The following is a 17,396-nucleotide window of genomic DNA, read 5'->3' on the forward strand; positions in this document are numbered from 1 at the left end:
GGAGACTATGAGCGACGACTTACAGCAGAAGATGTATCCCGAAGATGAGCGCCTGCATCGCGTGCAGGACGACCCCGACCGCCGCATGACGCGCGATGAGTGGGAGCACGAGGAGTCGCTGGCGCGGCAGGCTGCGCACAAGCGGCATACCGACGTTGCGCACGACCGTGAAGTGCAGCAGGAGTTCGATCGCAAGCAGCGCAGCAAACATCGCAATTGGAAGAAGATTTTTCTCTGGGCAGGTGCAGCTTTGGTGGTGTTGCTCCTGATTTTTCTGCTGGGATATCTTCCCCGGCACGCGGAGCAGAAGAAGGCGGCAACGCTGGCAGAGCAGCGCGAACACGAAGAGCCGGAGGTAGATGTGATCCAGGTAAAGCGCTCTCACGCGCCGGGTCAACTTACCGTGCCGGGAACCACGTCGCCGATTACAGAGGCTTACATTTATGCACGGGCGAATGGCTATCTGCGTAAGCGCTTCGTCGACATTGGAGATCATGTGAAGAAGGGTCAACTGCTCGCATTGATCGATGCTCCCGATCTCGATGCGCAGGTGGACCAAGCACGCGAGCAGTTGCGGCAGGCAGAGTCGCAGGTCTCACAGCAGCAGGCACAGCTTGCGCTTAGCCGCGTGACCTGGGAACGTTGGCGGACGCTGGTCGCGAAAGGTGTTTTTTCGCGGCAGGATGGGGATCAGAGAGAAGCTGATTATCTGGCCCAGGCGGCAGTGGTCGCTTCGGCGCAGAGGAATGTGGAGAGCTATCGCGCCAATCTGCGCAGGTCGATCGCGCTGCAGAGTTACGAACGCGTCACAGCACCCTTCGACGGCATCATCACTCAACGTAACTCGGACGTGGGAGCCCTTGTGGGTGCTTCTGGTGCTGCGGCGAGCATGCCCATGTCGAGTTCGCAGACGCCCAGTGGAGGCTCTGCGAACGTGGGCAGCAGCAACACGAGCGGGAGCTCCGGCACGGCCAACCAATCCGCCGCGCCCGCGACCGATCAGGCACAGGGCGGCGCGCTGTTCGGGATAGCGCAGTTGGATAAGCTGCGGATTCTTGTCTCTGTGCCTGAAGGTTATGCGTCCAGCATCCAACAGGGTATGGGCGCTCAGATCTTCGTGCAGGAGCGCGCGGGGAAACCGATCTCTGGGATTGTTGCCCGCACTTCGGGTTCTGTCGATCAGAACAGTCGCACGATGCTGACAGAGATCGATGTCGACAACAGGAACGGTTCGCTCCTTCCGGGTATGTATGCCGTCGTGACGTTTGTACAAGTGCGTGGCGTGCCTCCTTTGACCGTGCCGGGCGACGCGGTCATCGTGCGACAGGACAAAACAACCATCGCCACGGTGCGCGATCAGAAGATTCAACTGGTGCCCGTGGAGATCGGTCGCGACTACGGCCCAACGGTGGAGATCCTGAGCGGTTTGCGCGAGGGCGACTGGGTAGTGTCGACCGTAACTGACGACGTACGGCAGGGCGTCAAGGTGCGTCCTCGTGTTTCAAACGAGAGCGGCCAGGGTGGAGCGCAGACGAATCAGGCTCCGGACTCCGGCCCCAGCCAGTACGGCGATCAATCCATTGTGAACTCCAAGACGGAGAGCACGACTCAGCAAGGCAAGAAGGGCGGAGATAAGTCTGGCGGCGGCCAGCAAAAGCAGGCACAAAAGGGAGCCTCGAAATGAGGACGCTTCGGAGATATTCCGCGGTTCTCTTCGTGCTCACCTGCGGTCTGTCGCGAGCGCAGACGGGGCAGCAGCCGCCACCGTTTACTGCGCCCAATCCACCTACGCCTGCAGCGACTCAAGCGCCGGGACAGAAGTCCGTGCCCGACCAACAGACGCCTGCGGCAGCTCCGGATGCGCCGCTGCCACAGACCGATCAGACAACGGTGGATCTTCGCTCCGTACCACCGATGAGCCCGCAGCTGCAGACACCTGCGGAGCCTTCAGCAGCTGTGAATCACGCTACAGAGATGACCCTGCTTCCGCAGAAGGAAGCAGGCCCTGCACGCAAGGATGGTTTCTACAATCTCATCGACGCTTATCGTGGACCGAACACGCCTCCGCTTCCTGTGGTCTCCGGAGATCGTCTGAGCGCGCTGATCCACGATGGTCGTCTATACCTCTCGCTACATGACGCTCTTTCACTTGCGATTGAGAACAATCTGGATGTGGAAGTAAGTCGTTACAACCTTCTTCTTGCGCATACCGACCTGACACGCGCCAAGGGCGGAGGTAACCTGCGCGGCATTGATTACACCGTGCAGCAGATGGCGCCGGGCGTGGGCGCGGCGACCAGCCCCCTTCTGATTACAGCTACGACGGGGAATGCCTCTTCGACGAATGCATCGATTGCCGATCTCTCGCAGGTGACGCAGACGGGCAGCGGAACACAGCAGGACCTCTCGCAGAACGGACCATTTCCCTACTCTCCAGGCCCTTCGATCCCGCTCTTCGATCCGACCTTGTTTACACAGGTGGGCTATCTTCGCAGGTCCGATCAGAATTCGCTTATCGACACCGGAACAACTGCCCCAACAGGTCCGCTCAGCTTTCTCAGCGCGGGGCTTGACTACCAGCAGGGCTTCTCCACGGGAGCGCAGCTGGAAGCCTATGCCGACAACGCGCCACAGGTGCTATATGCCAATGGGTCGCAGTACGATCCCTTCCATGCTCCTTCGACTTCGGTGACTCTGACGCAACCGCTTCTGCGTGGTCGTGGACGCGATGTCAATCTTCGCTTTATCCGTATCGCGCGGCTGCAGCAGAAGCAATCGCGGCTGCTCTTCGAACAGCAGGTGCTGGAGACGGTCTATGGTATCTCGCGGCTCTACTACGATCTGGTTTCGCTCGGGGAAAACGTCGGTGTGAAGGAACAGACGCTCGCCGCTGCAGAACAACTTTATCGCGATGACAAGGCGCAGGTCGACGAAGGTACACTGGCGCCGATCGAACTGACGCGAGCACAGGCGCTGGTCTCCTCGAACCGCCTGGACCTGATTCAAGCGAAGGGTGAATACCGGCAGCAGGAAGCCATCCTGCGGCAGCAGTTGCTGCGTCGCCTGGGAGATCCCTCAGCGGGCATTGTGGGCATCTTTCCGACGGACCACATTACCGTTCCGGATGCCGCGCCTTCGCTCGACATCTCTTCGCTCATTGCCGATGCGCTGACGAATCGGCCTGACCTGGCCCAGGCATCGTTACAGATCAAGGATGATCAGATTGCGACGAGCGCCGCGCGGAACAACGTGAAGCCTGCGCTCAACGTCTATGCCAACATTCAGACGCGTGGATCGACCCTGATGTCGTCGACGCCTTTGGGTTCTCCGGGAACGGGTGTTTCAAGCGTCGCACCAGCGCTGACCCAAGGTGGACTCCGGCTTTCGACGATCTACCAGGGTGGTATTCAGCTGAATCTTCCGCTGCGCAACCGCATTGCGCAGGCCGATGCGGAGCGCGATCAGATCCAGCTGCGACAGGCGGAGGCTCGATCGATTCGTCTGGAAAATGAGATCCGTCAACAGGTTGAAAACGCTGCCATCGCTCTCGAAAGTGCACACCAGGCATATGCTGCCGCCGTAGAAAGCAGGAACTATCAGGACCAGCTTTTGCAGGCGGAGAAGGACAAATTCGCCGTCGGTGCGAGCACCAACTTCCTGATCATCCAGGACCAGTCTTACCTGGCGCAGGCACGCTCCACCGAAGTTGCCGCGAGATCCGATTGGATGAAGGCGCAGATGTCGCTGGACCGTGCGCTCGGCGATCTGCTGGAGAAGAATCATATTCTTCTGGACGACACGGTTCGCGGAACACTGCCGTAAACTCTGAGCCCGCGGCGACATGCTAGGCTCGACAACGATGGATACGAATCTTGTGCACTTCACATTACGCAGGGTCGGGGCGACCTTGCACTTCGCCACAGATCCTGTGAAGTCTGGCTCGCAGAGTTTTGTGATGCATAGTCTTCAGCTGCAGCGTCTTCCTTCGGAGTACGAAGCGCTGAAGGCGCTGGAGCGAGTCGGCATTGGATATTGGTCGTCCTTTCCACCCGATGGCATTCAGGCCACGGTCACCCGCGACCAGCTGCGGGCCATGGGATTTCGCGGCAACTACTAGGCTGCATGTCGGCCGTAGCGCAACAGATCCCTTCGCTAACGCTACGGGATGACAAAGTTATATAAGCAGCCGCGCACATCTACTGAATACTTCTTTACTCTCACGCAAGAGGGTTCTCCTGCAGCGTCCCGCGCGCTATGCTTACCCGCACATGAGTTCCGACCCCATCGGCGAGTTGAACCTGTCGGCCATCGCTGTACTGATTCCGGTGCGGCATATCGAACCTGTCCTCGAAGAAACGATTGCAGAGCTCATGGCCTGCGGATTTGCACTCGTCGTGTTGGTCGATGATGGGAGCCCGCAGAAAGATCGACCGATCTTCAACCGCTTTGCCAGAGCAGGCCTCCCTGTTCTTCGCCACAGCGTAAATCTTGGCAAGGGACGGGCGCTTAAAACCGGCTTCAACTACATCTTGACGGAGTACCCTCACCTGCTCGGTGTGGTTACGGCGGATGCCGATGGACAACATACCGTAGCCGATATCGCACACGTCGCGGCACGGCTGGCTGTGAGCGGTTCGGAACCCATCTTGGGCGTGAGGTCTTTCTCAGGAAACGTCCCGCTCCGCAGTCGATTCGGGAACACGCTGACACGTGTTCTCTTCGCCTTTGGCACGGGCGTTCGCGTCGGCGATACACAGACCGGACTGCGAGGCCTTCCGATGGCCTCGCTTCCGGAGTTGATGACCCTCGATGGCGAGCGCTACGAGTACGAGATGACGATGCTCGCGCACCTTTGCCGCGAGGGAAACAAGCCTGTCGAGGTGCCAATCGAAACGGTCTACATCGAAGGTAATCGCTCGTCGCACTTCGATCCGGTGTGGGACTCGATGCGCATCTATTTTGTGCTTGCGCGGTTCTTTCTCTCGTCCATCCTTGCGTCGGGGATCGACTTCCTCGGATTCACCGTGGCTTTTGCACTGACGCATCACCTCGCCGCGAGTGTTGCGTTCGGACGCTTCAGCTCCCTGGTGAACTTCGCGTTGAACCGCCGCTTCGTCTTTCGGAATCGTGGTTCTGTTACCGTGGCGCTCCTGCGTTACTACGCACTTGTGATCCTCATCGCTTTTCTCAGTTATGCACTCATCTGGGTCACCGTGCAGCGGCTGCATTGGAACGTCTTTGTCGCGAAGCTTTGCGTCGATGCTGCTCTGAGCCTGATGAGCTTCTCTGTTCAACGCACCTTTATCTTCCGCCGCTCCACCGCGGTCTGATGGAATGCCTTAGCGCACACCTTGCCTCTTCTGCGCCTCCGACCAAGCCAGATTGTTCTTCGCGAGCGGGAAGTCGGGCTGCAGTGCGATGGCCGTCTTTGCCGCCGCAATCGCATCATCCCACTGATGCATCGCTTCGTAATTGGCCGCGATGTTATTCCATGCGAGGGCTGAGTTTGGATCAAGCTTCAGAGCCTGCCGCGCGGTGTCGATACTCTCCGCAAACTTGCCCGCCTGGTTCAGCGCCATGGATCGGTTGATGAGATCCGCAACGACAGACGGCGGACCAGTTGTCGCAGCTCGCTTCTGTTGGAAGATCGCCAGGTTGTTCTTCGCGATGTCGAGCTCCGGATTGATCTGGAGCGCCTTGATTTCGTTTGCGACGGCGTCGTCCCATCGGCCCATCGCACCGTAAGCTGCGCCGATGTTGTTGTATGCCTCTGCCATCTTGGGATCGAACACCAGGGCCCTCTGCGCGGACTCCAATGATTGAGCGTACTGGCCCTGGCGATACTGGGCCAGCGAAAGGTTCAGGGCGTCGGTTGCATTCGTGGGATGTGCCTGCTGAAGGAACGCACGCGCCGTCGCATCTTCCGGAATAATGGCCAGCGTCTCAATCGCGGCCTGACGCAGAGAAGCTTCATCGCCGGTGCGGCTGAGAACCGTAAGCAGGAGATCGCGCTGTATGGAGCGCTGCGGATTCAGCGCGACAGCCCGTTGCTCTTCCGCAAGAGCTTCAGGAATTCGCTCTTCCCCGAGGAGCCAGCGCCCATAAAAGGCGTGCACCTGATCGTCGTTCGGGGTCAACAGCATGGCACGGCGAAAATGCTCCTCCGCCTCAGAGCGATGTCCCATGACGCCATGCACCACACCAAGATTGATCTCCAGCGTGGCATAGTTCGGTGTGTATTGCAGGGCCTTCGTAAAGTACTCCAACGCAGTGGGGTAGTCCCCCTTATTCATCTGCGTGAGGCCGTAGATCATCAACCCACGGCCGTTGTGCGACGACTTGATCACGTCGTCCAGCCAAAGCGATTCTTCCGTCTTCCAAACACGGTTGCGTACGTGTGCGCCCCAAGCGTAGCCACACAGCAGCACAATAGCCACGCCGATCAGAATCGGCGTCAGTGTGCGCAGCTTTTCAGTTGTCATGACGTGCTGCAACACCAGCCACATTCCCCACACCACCGCCAGCATCAGTCCAGGAAAGGAAAAGAACATGCGATGATCGTTTTCCATCTCAGACAGGGCGTAGGCCGAAGTGGGTATCTGCGTGACCAGGAACCAGATCAGGCCAAAAGCGATGGGGTAGGCGCTTCGACGCCGCGCTGCCCACACGATCACCGCAATCAGAGTCAGTGCGAAGAGTATTCCAAGCACGGCCCGCCCATCCAGCGAATCGAACGGCGATAAGTCAGAGTCCACATTGAGATGGATCGGAAGAAATAGTTGTCCGAAGTAGCGCAGCCAGACGAAGGGCTGTCCCCTGCGATAGGCCCAAGGATCGAGGATCGAAGGCGCAAAGCTCTTGGGCGTCATGGCGCTTTGCAGGCAAAGACCCGCGAGTGTGACCATCAGCGCAGGCAGTATTGCCACCAGGCTCTTCCGCCAACGTCCGCGATCCTCACCGAACTCGAAGAAAACGGCGTAGGCAAACAGAAGGAAGGGAAAGACCGCTGCTGGCGGCTTGCTCAGAAGTGCAAGCGCAAACGGCACCAGGTAAAGCCCAAACCTCCGCCCCTGCGGCCATCGCGCCCACAACACCAACGCTGCCACGCAACCCAGCGTGCAGTAAAGATCGCTGCGCTGAATGACGTAGTTCACCGTCTCGGCCATGGCCGGATGTACTCCGAACCACGTTGCACCCAGCAGAGCGAGCGTCGCATTCCGGTTACTCGGCCATGACCCCGCAGGATCCGCACGCTGATAGACGTCTTGGAAGAGTGCCCAAAGAAGAGCGACAAGAATTAGAAAAAAAATAAAAGTACTGAGATGAAACCAGAACGGGCTATAGCCATGTCCGAGCGCGTAATCCAATGCAAGCGACACAGACACCACAGGCCGGTAAGTCTGATTTGGGGGCAACACGCTGAACAAGTGCGTATCGGTAAAAAACCGGCCCAGGTTGGTCAAATGCCGCACTGCGGGGTTATCCGTAACGGTGTGAAAGTCGTCGAAGTGAAACGTGTTCGCAAACGAATTGGAGTACACCACGCAGATGGTCAGGAGCGGCAATCCTGCCCCAATCAGCAAGTTGCGACGTGCTGGTGACCTCCATTGTCTGCCATCAATCATCGCAACTAACTTACGCCTTCATGACGTACATGACTTGCTCATAAATCATTTCGCGGCAAATCATGTGGATGGCACAACCGAGGTCTCCGCTGCTCGATAGCTCTCTATGAGCGCGCGGACAGCGTCCATGGCTTCACGGCGGCGGCGCGTGTCTTCCTGGTACTGCGCCAGCGACGCGGCGATGTTTTCTCCGCAGTGTGGACAATCGACTTCATGCGGCCACACATATTCGTTACACGCGCGGCAAAGTTTGAGCGTCGGAGGCACACGGCCTTCGCGCGGCGACCATCTTTCGTCGTTACTTAAACCCAGTTGGACGAGTTGCTTTTGCGATACCGAACTGGCGGCTACAGTGCCATCCTCGATCCGTTCCGTGATCAGCTCAAACTCACCGACTGCGAAGGAGTCCGGAGCGGCATCGCGGATCTTGACCACGCGCTCGCGGAGCCCCTGCTTTTCCAGCTCCAGGGCACGGTAGTGGCAGTATGGATTGTTTCCCGGTTTGCCAAGAAGCGAGTGTGAGGTCCATGTGCAGCCGCCGCGACAGACCTCGGCGTAGTAGCAGGTGCGACAAAACCCCCAAAGGTCTTCGATGGAACGGAGGCGGCCGAAGTGGATCTCCTTACTGTGGTTCCAGATGTGTTCGAGCGTGAGGTCACGAACGTTACCGCCCGAGAAGCCAACGGTCGCCAGCGAAGGACAGCCCTTCACCGTACCGTCGGCTTCGAGAGCCAGACCGGTATGACCCGCATTGCAGCCGCTCCAGTGGACACGCTCGTCGCCGAAGCCTCGCCAGATGTGCTCATAGGGGCCGAAGTAACCAATGTTATTGCCAGTGACCATCAGCATCCCGCGCTCTGCCGCTTCCTGATAGAGGCGTGCAAGCATGGGCATCAGTTCGAGCACACGGTGAGGTTGCAAGAGCAACTCCGGGTGATCGACAGCATTGCCCATGGCGACCGTAATCTGGATCTGCCATTGCTTGGCACCAGCTCCGAGAATAATCTCCATAAGCTCAGGAAGTTGTGGAATGATCTCGGCGCCGATTTGCGTATTCACGCTGATGCTAAGTCCAGCATCGTGGGCGCGCTGGAGTGTATCGAGGGCCTGGCGGAAGGAACCGGGGACACCTCGGAGTCTGTCATGCAGAGGCTCAAGGCCATCGAGTGAGACACCCAATCCGTTCATCCCTGCGTCGATAGCTTCCTGCAGGCGCTGCTGCGTGAAGTTGCGGCCACCCGTCTGGGTAGCGCAGTAGATACCGTGGTCAGCGCAACGGCGGATGATCTGCGTCCAGTCCTTGCGCAGATAGGCTTCGCCGCCAATCAGCGTGACCTCGCGCGTGCCTAGACGCGCGAGCGCGTCAACGACATCGAGGCACTCTTGCGTTGTAAGTTCGTCAGGGCGGCGATGGCCAGCGCGGGAGCCGCAGTGCATGCACTTGAGATCGCAGGCCAGCGTGATCTCCCAGACGACATGAACGGGAATGTAGCGCTGGAAATCCTGATTGGTGAGATAGCGTGGGGGCGTTTCCATCTTGCGGGGCTCCGATAGAAGCATCCCGCCACACCATCCTTGAAAGAGGACGATGCGGTGGGATACCCAGGATAAAGGGAGTTACTTACCTTCCAGTTTGGCAATCTCGGCGTTGAGTTTTTTGACCTCAGCAGAGATGTCGCTGCCTTTGTAGCTCTTTGCTTCAGCAGCGATAGCCTTCATCTTTTGCAAATCGCCACTCTTGATCGCGTCGTCGATAGGACGGCCGTAGAGCGGGCGAATGATTGGGCCTTTTGTATCGGATTCTAGCTTGGCTATCTCTACCTTGAGCGCTTCTACGGCCGCGCCCACGTTGCCGTACGTCTTCAAATGCTCCTCGGCATCGGTGACAGTCTTCTTCATAGCAGCTAGATCGCCGCTGGCCGCTGCATTGTGAATACTGACGGCATACAGAGGGATGGGGTGGTGGGAACCTGTCTCGGACATTTCTAAATCTCCTTTGGCTTATTTGTGAGCTTCGAGTTTTGCTATTTCGATTTTGAGCACTTCGAGCGCGGAAGATACGTCACCGTAGTCGGCAACATGTTTTTCCGCGGTGAGCAAGGTCGATTTCATCTTTTGGAGATCGCCGCTTGCTACTGCTTGCTGGATTGCGACGCCGTAAGGCCTGACATCTGTCATCGATATACCTTTCTTCCTGGCAGCGGAGAACGGCCCGCACGTAAGGGTCTGAAGAACTAACCGGAAGCGCGCCTGGTCCGCACTCTTCACTGAGTGTGGCTTGGGAATCTGTCATCGGGAGATAGCGGGAGAGTTGTTTCGGCGGGAGAAGAATCCCGCAGAGGGAGATGCTGCGTTCGATCCTCACCAACGTTATGGCGAGAGATCTATACCCTTTTTGGGCGACTAAGTTGGAAGCCATAAAAATCTCCGCGTGGCAGTAGCAATAGTAAGAGCGCACGAAGATCTAATGTCAAGAGGCTTATCAAATATTAATTCCGAATTAAGGTCGGCGCCTTTGCCGAAATTACACACAAGCTATCTACTTACAGAACAGACAGAAGAAGTAAGCCGCTACGTCAGAGTTATGCTGAACTCAAGGCGCAGGCACGCGCAGATAATTGGCCGCAGCCATCCTCGCATCGCACTCTTTCGTGTTGCGATGTGCCATAGAACGCGGACTAACTGGCGTACAAATCCCAGACGGCAGTCAGCTAAAGCCTTATAAGGTACTGCTTAGGCGAAGGCCTCATTTGCCAGCGATCATAGTTTTTCTCCGTAACGAGATCTTGGCGGTGCGTCCAGATGGAGAAAATCCGACAAAGACTACGAAAGATATTTTGAGAGGAAGAGCACCTTCGCTCGTCGGCGCCGGACAGAGTGGGGCGAACCATCTCATCTATCACATGCTCGCGAGTTTGTGTCCAACAGATGAAATGTATTTTTCCTTCAAGTCAAGCAGAATTCGCTCTATAAAATTGCGTTTGGACGAACCGCATTTGTATTGCTACTCGCCAGAGACCATCGCCCCGGTACCTGAGCACAAGCGTTGAGGACTACCGTGACATCAACCGGGTTGCTTCTACGAATGACTAAGGACGGAGAGAGCGTCCCGAGATTATATGGCGGAGGGAGAGGGATTCGAACCCCCGTTACCCGCAAAGGTAAAGCGGTTTTCAAGACCGCCTGTTTCAACCACTCACACATCCCTCCGCAGGGTGCGTCGTATTCAGCGTAACAAATCGTTGAGTCGGTTGGGCTTCGCCCCCTTGAAATCGTTGACTGAAGGCCCATTTGGCCGATCGAAATTGCGCTCATGCGAGACTTCATAGAGAGAATCGGGAGATGCGAGCCAATTCCTGCGGCAAAGAACGCATCTATTCAAAAAGATCCTGAAAACGAGGCTGCGACCTTCGCAGTCTCCCCGGAAGAGCATCAACGCCACCGCAGCGTGAGCAGGAGAGTGAATGGAATCGACGGAAAAACAGGTGGAGCATGGCTTCGCAAAGGTCTTCCACGAAAGAGTACAGGCGATGCGCAGCATTCCGCCTGTACTGGGAATAGTTTGGGCGGCTGCTCCGGCCATCGTTGCATGGGGTGTTGTTCTCCGGGTCGTGATTGCGCTGCTACCTCTCGCTCTTCTGTTCGTCTCCCGCCTCATCATTAATGGTGTAGTGGCGGTAGTGGAGCGGCATGAGCTGTTAGGCTTGCGTTTCTGGTGGCTGGTTGGTCTGGAGTTTGGCCTGGCGATTCTTATCGCCGTGCTCTCCCGCGTGCTCTCCTACCTGGATGCCGTGCTGGCCGACCGGTATACGCACCACATCAGCGTTCGCGTGATCGAGCACGCTTCGCAGCTGGATCTGACCCTGTATGAGGATCCCGTCTTCTACGACCGTCTGGAGCGAGCGCGTGTGCAGGCCACCGACCGCTTGGTAATGATCCAGGCCATTGGCAATCTCATCCAGCAGATGGTCACGACCATCGCTCTCTCTCTTGCGATTCTTTGGCTCGCGCCGTGGCTGCTTCTGCTTCTGCTGGCCGGCGTTATTCCGGGTTTCCTGGGAGAGACGCACTTTGCTTTCCTCGGTTATGCAAAAAATTTCCGCCAGACACCGCTCAACCGGCAACTGGATTACCTCCGTCTGCTCGGTGGAAGCAAAGAAGCGGCGAAGGAACTCAAACTCTTCGGTCTGCATAAGTTTTTAACCGATCGCTTTACAAAGATTTCGGAGACCATCCGGAAAGAAAATCTTGCCCTCTCCGTGCGGCGGCTTCGTGTCGGTGCTGCACTTTCGATCATCAGCACCCTCGGTTATTACACCGCGTATGCGTGGACGATCTGGAAGACACTCCAGGGTGGCTTCGATATCGGCACACTCGCCTTCCTGACCGGTGCGATTCTCCAGGCCAGCGGCGCTCTGCAGCAGGTCTTCTCTACGCTCTCTGGCATTGCGGATCAGGCGCTCTTTCTTACCGATCTGCTGGCCTTCTTCGATATGCAGCCGACGGTCAAATCGAAACCCAATCCGCTTCCTGTGCCAGTGCCTATCCTCAAAGGCTTTGAGTTCCGCAATGTCTCGTTCTCCTACCCTGGAAGCTCGCGCAAGGTGCTGGCGGACTTCAACCTGTTTCTCGCACGCGGTCAGCGCATTGCGCTGATCGGCGAAAATGGTCAGGGCAAGACCACGATTGTGAAGCTGCTCACGCGGCTTTACGATCCGACTGAAGGGCAGATTCTGCTGGATGGAATCGATCTGCGCGAGTACAGCATGGAGCAGTTGCATCACGAAACCGGTGTGATCTTTCAGGACTTCATGCGCTACGAGATGACCGTGCGCGAGAACATCGGCATCGGCCGTATCGAACAACTGGACCAGGACCAAGACATTGAGCGCGCCGCGGAGAAGAGCCTTGCGGATGATGTTGTCAAGCGATTGGGCGGAGGATATGAGCAGATGCTGGGTCGCCGCTTTGCTTCGGGCGTCGATCTCTCTGGAGGCGAGTGGCAGAAGCTTGCTTTGGCAAGAGCGTATCTTCGCGATGCTCAACTTCTGATTCTCGACGAGCCTACTGCCGCACTCGATGCGCGCAGCGAGGCAGAGGTCTTCGAGCGTTTTGCCGAACTAACGCAGGGAAAGATGGCGGTGCTGATCTCGCATCGCTTCTCGACCGTCCGAATGGTGGACCGGATCGTGGTCCTCGAGGGCGGCCGTCTTGTAGAAGAAGGCACCCACGATGAACTGCTCCGTCTGGGCGGACGCTATGCCACGATGTTTGAACTACAGGCGGCGAGCTACCGATGAATTCAACGATCGATGAAAACTTCAATCGAACCCAAGGAGCCGAGCAGCGCGAGATGCTGCAGGCCGAGGCAGACCACTTTATTGCGACCTACGGCACATCGTTTCAGCCGCTGGGAGCACAGGGCACGGACCACTACTGGAAGTACTTTTCTGATAGTTACCACGCTCTTCTTGAAGTACCCGCCAACAAAGATGCGGACGACGCGTCTTTCGCCACCAAAGAGATCGACCACCGCCAGAAGCTGATTCTTGAAAATGGCCGATTGTTGCGTGGCGAGTATCGAGAGATTAAAGCCGTCAGGCGCTTCTGGAAAGAGCTTCCTGCAGCAACCGACAAGTCCGGCATCCTCAAGCCCCGTATTGTACTTCTTGCGACCGCCTTTCTCGAGGCCACAAACGACGACTGGACCAAGGAAAGCTGGTCGTTCTTTGTTAAAGAAATAGAGGGCCGCGAAGCTCTGCTGGGAGATGAGATCTGGGCACTCGTGTCTGTGCTCAAAGTGGCCCTGCTGGAACGATTCATGTTCCACGCCGGAAGCGAGACCGACACCCACTTGCAGCACACAGAAGGCTCCCAACTCCACCGGATGGGACGTTGCCTCAAGAGCATGGAGCGGCTCGGTCAGCTCGACTGGCCTCGCTACCTCGGAACACTCATCGGCTACGAGTCGGTGCTCCGCGAAGATCCTTCAGGCACGTATCCCTCGATGGAGCAGGACAGCAGGGAACACTACCAGAAGGCCGTCGCCGAAATCGCACACAGGGCTGATTTCTCCGAGATGCAGGTCGCGAAGGCCGCGCTGGAACTTGCGCGCAACGCGCCGGAAGACATCTCTCCCGCAGGTTTCAAGCTGAGGCACATTGGCTACTACCTCGTCGGTGCGGGACGTCCGCAGCTTCTTCGGCGGGTAGGCTACCACCCGCGCCTATCTCAGCGTCTTGAAGTCTTTCTCAGGAAGCACGCCGACTACTTCTATATCGGCGGCATCATTCTGGTGACAGAATTCCTGCTCGCCGCCATCATTCTGCCGCATATCAGTCGCCACGCCTCCATGACGGGACTCGTGTTTGGCATGTTGCTGATGGTGTTGCCCGCGAGCCAGACCGCAACCGACCTTCTCAACAACCTGGTAACGCTGGCCTTCCCTGCGAAGGCTCTGCCCAAGTGGGATTTCAGCAAAGGCGTTCCCTCGGAGTGTGCCACGCTCGTCGCTGTTCCTACCTTATTGACCTCAGTCACCCAGGTAGAACGGCTTGTGGAAGAGATCGAAGTTCGCTATCTCGCGAATCGCGATCCCAATATTCACTTTGCCCTGTTGACCGATCTTCCGGATTCGTTGACGCAGCCTGCGGAAAAAGACGGTAGCCCGCTCGTGGACTACGCTGTTTCGCTAATCGAAAAGCTCAATGAACGATACGCAAAAGAACAGCACGGTACCTTTCTTCTGCTTCACCGGCATCGTATCTTCGACTTCCGGCAGGGCGTATGGATGGGTTGGGAGCGCAAGCGCGGCAAGCTGCTCGACCTCAACAAGCTGATCCGCGGAGAGCACGATGCTTTCCCCGTAAAGTCGATGACACTGAACGACCTCCACGGCATCCGCTATGTCATCACGCTCGACAGCGACACGCAGCTGCCCCGTGGAGCGGCGCATCGCCTCATCGGCACGATGGCGCATCCTCTCAACCGCGCCGTGGTCGATCCGAAAGACAAAATCGTGCGGCAGGGATACGGCATTCTGCAGCCACGCGTGGACGTCAGCGTGCACTCGGCGAACCATTCCCGACTGGCGTCGCTGCAGTCGGGTGAGAGCGGCATGGACCCGTACTCGCGCGCTGTCTCTGATGTCTATCAGGACCTCTACGGTGAAGCGATCTTCACCGGCAAGGGCATCTACGATGTCGCGGTACTTCACGAAATCCTCGACAAGCGTTTTCCACGCGGTGCGTTGCTGAGCCACGACCTCATTGAAGGCGCGTACGCACGTGTCGGTCTGGTCAGCGATGTCGAAGTGATTGACGACTATCCCTCGCACTACAGCGCCTGGACGCGTCGGCGTCATCGCTGGGTGCGTGGCGACTGGCAGATTGTGCAGTGGCTCTTCGATCGTGTTCCCAACGAAGAAAACCGCATGGTCAACAACCCCATCTCAAATACCTCGCGATGGAAGATCCTGGACAACCTGCGACGCAGTCTCGTGGAAACCTCCACCTTTGTTCTGTTGCTGGTGGGCCTGTTCGCCCTGCCCACGGAAAGAGTGTTCTGGACAGCATGCGTTCTTGTGCTTCTCTTCCTGTCTGCCTACTCACAACTCTTTTTAGCGCTGAGCATCGCCGTTTGGAAGGGAAACTGGAAGGCGGTAGGCAAGGCATTCTCCGCCAGCGTTTCGTCGCAGGCCGTTGTCCTGATCTCGCTCGCCTTCCTGCCCTCGCAGGTTCTCACCACAATCGATGCCATCATTCGGTCGATGTTCCGACGCTTCGTCTCGGGAGAGAAACTTCTCGAATGGGAGACAGCAGAACAGGCAGAGTCAGGCACGTCTACGGCCGCTTCCGATACGTATCTAAAACTAACGCCTGTACTCGCAATCATTCTGGCCGTGCTTCTGGTGTTGCAGAGCCACCACGGTCTCTGGATCTGCCTGCCCATCCTCGCTCTCTGGGTCTTTACAGGCCCGCTCATGCGCTGGCTGGATGGAAGACCTTCGACCAAATTTGTCCTAAGTTCGCCACAGGAGAAGTTCCTGCGACATGTCGCTCTCCGCACCTGGAGATACTTTGCCGAGTTCAGCACAGCAGAGAACAACTGGCTGATCCCCGACAACGTACAGGAAGGCGATCTGCGGCAGGCAGATCGCATCTCGCCAACGAACGTTGGTCTTCTCTTGAATGCGCGACAGGCTGCGCTTGCGTTCGGCTATCTCACCCTGCCGGAGTTCACCTCTCTTACCGCGAAGACGCTCGACTCCTTTGCGCGCATGCCCAAACACCTCGGACATATCTTCAACTTTCACGATACGTCGACGCTCGCCATGATGGACCCTCCCATGGTGACGACCGTCGATAGCGGCAATCTCTGCGCTTCGCTCATCTCGCTGCGCATGGGAGCACTGGAGCAACTCAAGCAGCCACTGGTCTCCAGTGTTCTGCAGAACGGCCTGCGCGACTGTCAGGGCGTGCTCGAATCGATGAATGCCTCCACGTCCGCACGTCTCTTCGTTATTCCCGAAGACGCGGATGCGCTGGACGCGATGGAGCATCTGTCTCAACTCAGCCTCTCCGTACATCTCTCACAAGTAGAAGAACGGGACAGCGACACCGCATGGTGGACACGCCAGGTCGACGAACGTTTACAGGCTGCCCAGAGTTACCTGAGCCGATACATGCCGTGGCTTCTCGCAAAATATGCGCCTCTGCGCCGATCCACGTTGAAGGCGTTCGATGCGTCCATGCGTTCTGTAACGCTGACGGATATCACTTCGCTCATGGATCAGATCGAAGCCGATCTCAAACGTCTCGCACCACCGAGAGCCGAAGAGGAGCAGTCCGCTGGACTTGCGGAAGCTCTGCTTGCACAGATCGCAGAAGCACGCATCGAAGTCGCTTCTATGATTGCAGACCTGGAAAGAATTGCGGAACAGGCGCAGGATCTTCTGCTCGCAACCGACTTCTGCCATCTGCAAAGTCCGGATCGAGAGTTGCTCTCCATCGGCTTCACACCAAAAGACGGGACGCTTGATTCTTCCTGCTTCGATTTGCTCGCTTCCGAAGCACGCATGGCGGTCTTCGTGGCCATCGCCAAGGGCGACATTCCACAGCAGACATGGTTCCGCCTGGGAAGAAATCAGGTGCGTGCCTTCGGACGCTCGGTACTGCTTTCGTGGACGGGCACGATGTTCGAATATCTGATGCCGACGCTATGGATGGAGAGCTATCCGAACACGATGCTCTGGCGGTCGCTGCATAGTATCGTGTGCGTACAGGAAGAGTATGCAAAACGGCGCCGCATTCCGTGGGGTATCTCGGAGTCTGGTTACAGCCAGACCGATGCCTGGGGCAACTACCTTTACCACGCGTTCGGTGTGCCTTTGGTCGCGCTCAAATACGGAGCTGAAGCAGGGCCTGTGATCTCGCCCTACTCCACCTGCCTGGCACTTGAGTTTGAGCCTGAAGCTGCGCTTCGCAATCTCAGCCGCATGCAGAAGATGGGCTGGATCGGGAGCTTCGGATTCTATGAAGCCGCGGACTACAGCAGCGCTTCAGCGTCGCGACGTCATCCGGACTGCGTTCTGGTGAAGTCGTGGATGGTGCATCATCAGGGCATGTCCTTGATGGCGATCTGCAATCTCTTGAATGATCGCTTGTTCCAGAGAGCGTTTCATGCCGCGCCGATGGTTCGCGCTACAGAACGTCTTCTACATGAACGGCCACAGATTGGGCAGGAAGAGCAAAGCTAGGATCCAGATACCGC

At 57.4% G+C, this 17,396-nt stretch carries 10 protein-coding genes and 1 tRNA gene; 6 read left to right on the forward strand and 5 right to left on the reverse strand.

The genetic code is table 11. The features are described from left to right. Positions 1 to 7 precede the first annotated feature (7 nt). The 4 genes from ACIPR4_RS17880 to ACIPR4_RS17895 all read left to right on the forward strand — a co-directional run bounded on the left by ACIPR4_RS17880 (position 8) and on the right by ACIPR4_RS17895 (position 5,330). Entirely contained in the window at positions 8 to 1,684 is a 1,677-nt protein-coding gene (locus tag ACIPR4_RS17880) for an efflux RND transporter periplasmic adaptor subunit (protein WP_013570073.1), read from the forward strand. Then, the gene (locus ACIPR4_RS17885; protein ID WP_013570074.1) at positions 1,681 to 3,822 is read left to right on the forward strand and encodes a TolC family protein; all 2,142 of its coding nucleotides are present in this window, start codon (positions 1,681 to 1,683) and stop codon (positions 3,820 to 3,822) included. Before ACIPR4_RS17880 ends, ACIPR4_RS17885 begins: the two co-directional genes overlap by 4 nt. Positions 3,823 to 3,859: 37 nt before the next feature. Beyond that, complete coding sequence (locus ACIPR4_RS17890) at positions 3,860 to 4,117, forward strand: hypothetical protein (protein ID WP_144312477.1); 258 nt, start codon at positions 3,860 to 3,862, stop codon at positions 4,115 to 4,117. Between the two features lie 151 nt (positions 4,118 to 4,268). Continuing rightward, positions 4,269 to 5,330, forward strand: a complete 1,062-nt coding sequence (locus ACIPR4_RS17895) for a bifunctional glycosyltransferase family 2/GtrA family protein (RefSeq protein WP_013570076.1) — start codon at positions 4,269 to 4,271, stop codon at positions 5,328 to 5,330. A 9-nt stretch (positions 5,331 to 5,339) separates the two neighbouring features. Here ACIPR4_RS17895 and ACIPR4_RS17900 read toward each other — a convergent pair whose 3' ends face one another. The 5 genes from ACIPR4_RS17900 to ACIPR4_RS17915 form a co-directional block, all read right to left on the reverse strand. Then, on the reverse strand, positions 5,340 to 7,625 hold the full coding sequence (locus tag ACIPR4_RS17900) for a tetratricopeptide repeat protein (protein ID WP_013570077.1): 2,286 nt from the start codon (positions 7,623 to 7,625) through the stop codon (positions 5,340 to 5,342). A 60-nt stretch (positions 7,626 to 7,685) separates the two neighbouring features. Next, on the reverse strand, positions 7,686 to 9,161 hold the full coding sequence (locus ACIPR4_RS17905) for a GDL motif peptide-associated radical SAM/SPASM maturase (RefSeq protein ID WP_144312478.1): 1,476 nt from the start codon (positions 9,159 to 9,161) through the stop codon (positions 7,686 to 7,688). Positions 9,162 to 9,242: 81 nt separating this feature from the next. Continuing rightward, positions 9,243 to 9,608 carry a DUF1843 domain-containing protein gene (locus tag ACIPR4_RS22270; RefSeq protein ID WP_013570079.1) on the reverse strand — a complete coding sequence of 122 codons (366 nt, stop codon included), beginning with the start codon at positions 9,606 to 9,608 and terminating at the stop codon, positions 9,243 to 9,245. Between the two features lie 18 nt (positions 9,609 to 9,626). Continuing rightward, positions 9,627 to 9,803: a DUF1843 domain-containing protein gene (locus ACIPR4_RS22275; RefSeq protein WP_013570080.1), complete on the reverse strand. Its 177-nt coding sequence runs from the start codon at positions 9,801 to 9,803 to the stop codon at positions 9,627 to 9,629. A gap of 942 nt (positions 9,804 to 10,745) precedes the next feature. Next, a tRNA-Ser gene (locus tag ACIPR4_RS17915) sits at positions 10,746 to 10,835 on the reverse strand. A gap of 254 nt (positions 10,836 to 11,089) precedes the next feature. Here ACIPR4_RS17915 and ACIPR4_RS17920 point away from each other — a divergent pair. Together ACIPR4_RS17920 and ACIPR4_RS17925 are read left to right on the forward strand one after the other, a co-directional pair. Next, positions 11,090 to 12,925 (forward strand): ABC transporter ATP-binding protein, encoded by a 1,836-nt coding sequence (locus ACIPR4_RS17920; RefSeq protein WP_013570081.1) that lies wholly within the window; start codon positions 11,090 to 11,092, stop codon positions 12,923 to 12,925. After that, the gene (locus ACIPR4_RS17925) at positions 12,922 to 17,382 is read left to right on the forward strand and encodes a glucoamylase family protein (protein WP_013570082.1); all 4,461 of its coding nucleotides are present in this window, start codon (positions 12,922 to 12,924) and stop codon (positions 17,380 to 17,382) included. Before ACIPR4_RS17920 ends, ACIPR4_RS17925 begins: the two co-directional genes overlap by 4 nt. The last annotated feature ends 14 nt before the right edge of the window (positions 17,383 to 17,396 follow it).

The sequence above is a fragment of the Terriglobus saanensis SP1PR4 genome, from assembly GCF_000179915.2.
GTDB classification, from domain to species: Bacteria; Acidobacteriota; Terriglobia; order Terriglobales; family Acidobacteriaceae; genus Terriglobus; species Terriglobus saanensis.

Excerpts from the sequence above, each read along its gene's own strand:
- ACIPR4_RS17925 (WP_013570082.1), top strand. The coding sequence starts at position 12,922 with ATGAATTCAACGATCGATGAAAACTTCAATCGAACCCAAGGAGCCGAG.
- ACIPR4_RS22270 (WP_013570079.1), bottom strand. The coding sequence starts at position 9,608 with ATGTCCGAGACAGGTTCCCACCACCCCATCCCTCTGTATGCCGTCAGT.
- ACIPR4_RS17885 (WP_013570074.1), top strand. The coding sequence starts at position 1,681 with ATGAGGACGCTTCGGAGATATTCCGCGGTTCTCTTCGTGCTCACCTGC.
- ACIPR4_RS17880 (WP_013570073.1), top strand. The coding sequence starts at position 8 with ATGAGCGACGACTTACAGCAGAAGATGTATCCCGAAGATGAGCGCCTG.
- ACIPR4_RS17900 (WP_013570077.1), bottom strand. The coding sequence starts at position 7,625 with ATGATTGATGGCAGACAATGGAGGTCACCAGCACGTCGCAACTTGCTG.
- ACIPR4_RS17895 (WP_013570076.1), top strand. The coding sequence starts at position 4,269 with ATGAGTTCCGACCCCATCGGCGAGTTGAACCTGTCGGCCATCGCTGTA.
- ACIPR4_RS17890 (WP_144312477.1), top strand. The coding sequence starts at position 3,860 with ATGGATACGAATCTTGTGCACTTCACATTACGCAGGGTCGGGGCGACC.
- ACIPR4_RS22275 (WP_013570080.1), bottom strand. The coding sequence starts at position 9,803 with ATGACAGATGTCAGGCCTTACGGCGTCGCAATCCAGCAAGCAGTAGCA.
- ACIPR4_RS17905 (WP_144312478.1), bottom strand. The coding sequence starts at position 9,161 with ATGGAAACGCCCCCACGCTATCTCACCAATCAGGATTTCCAGCGCTAC.
- ACIPR4_RS17920 (WP_013570081.1), top strand. The coding sequence starts at position 11,090 with ATGGAATCGACGGAAAAACAGGTGGAGCATGGCTTCGCAAAGGTCTTC.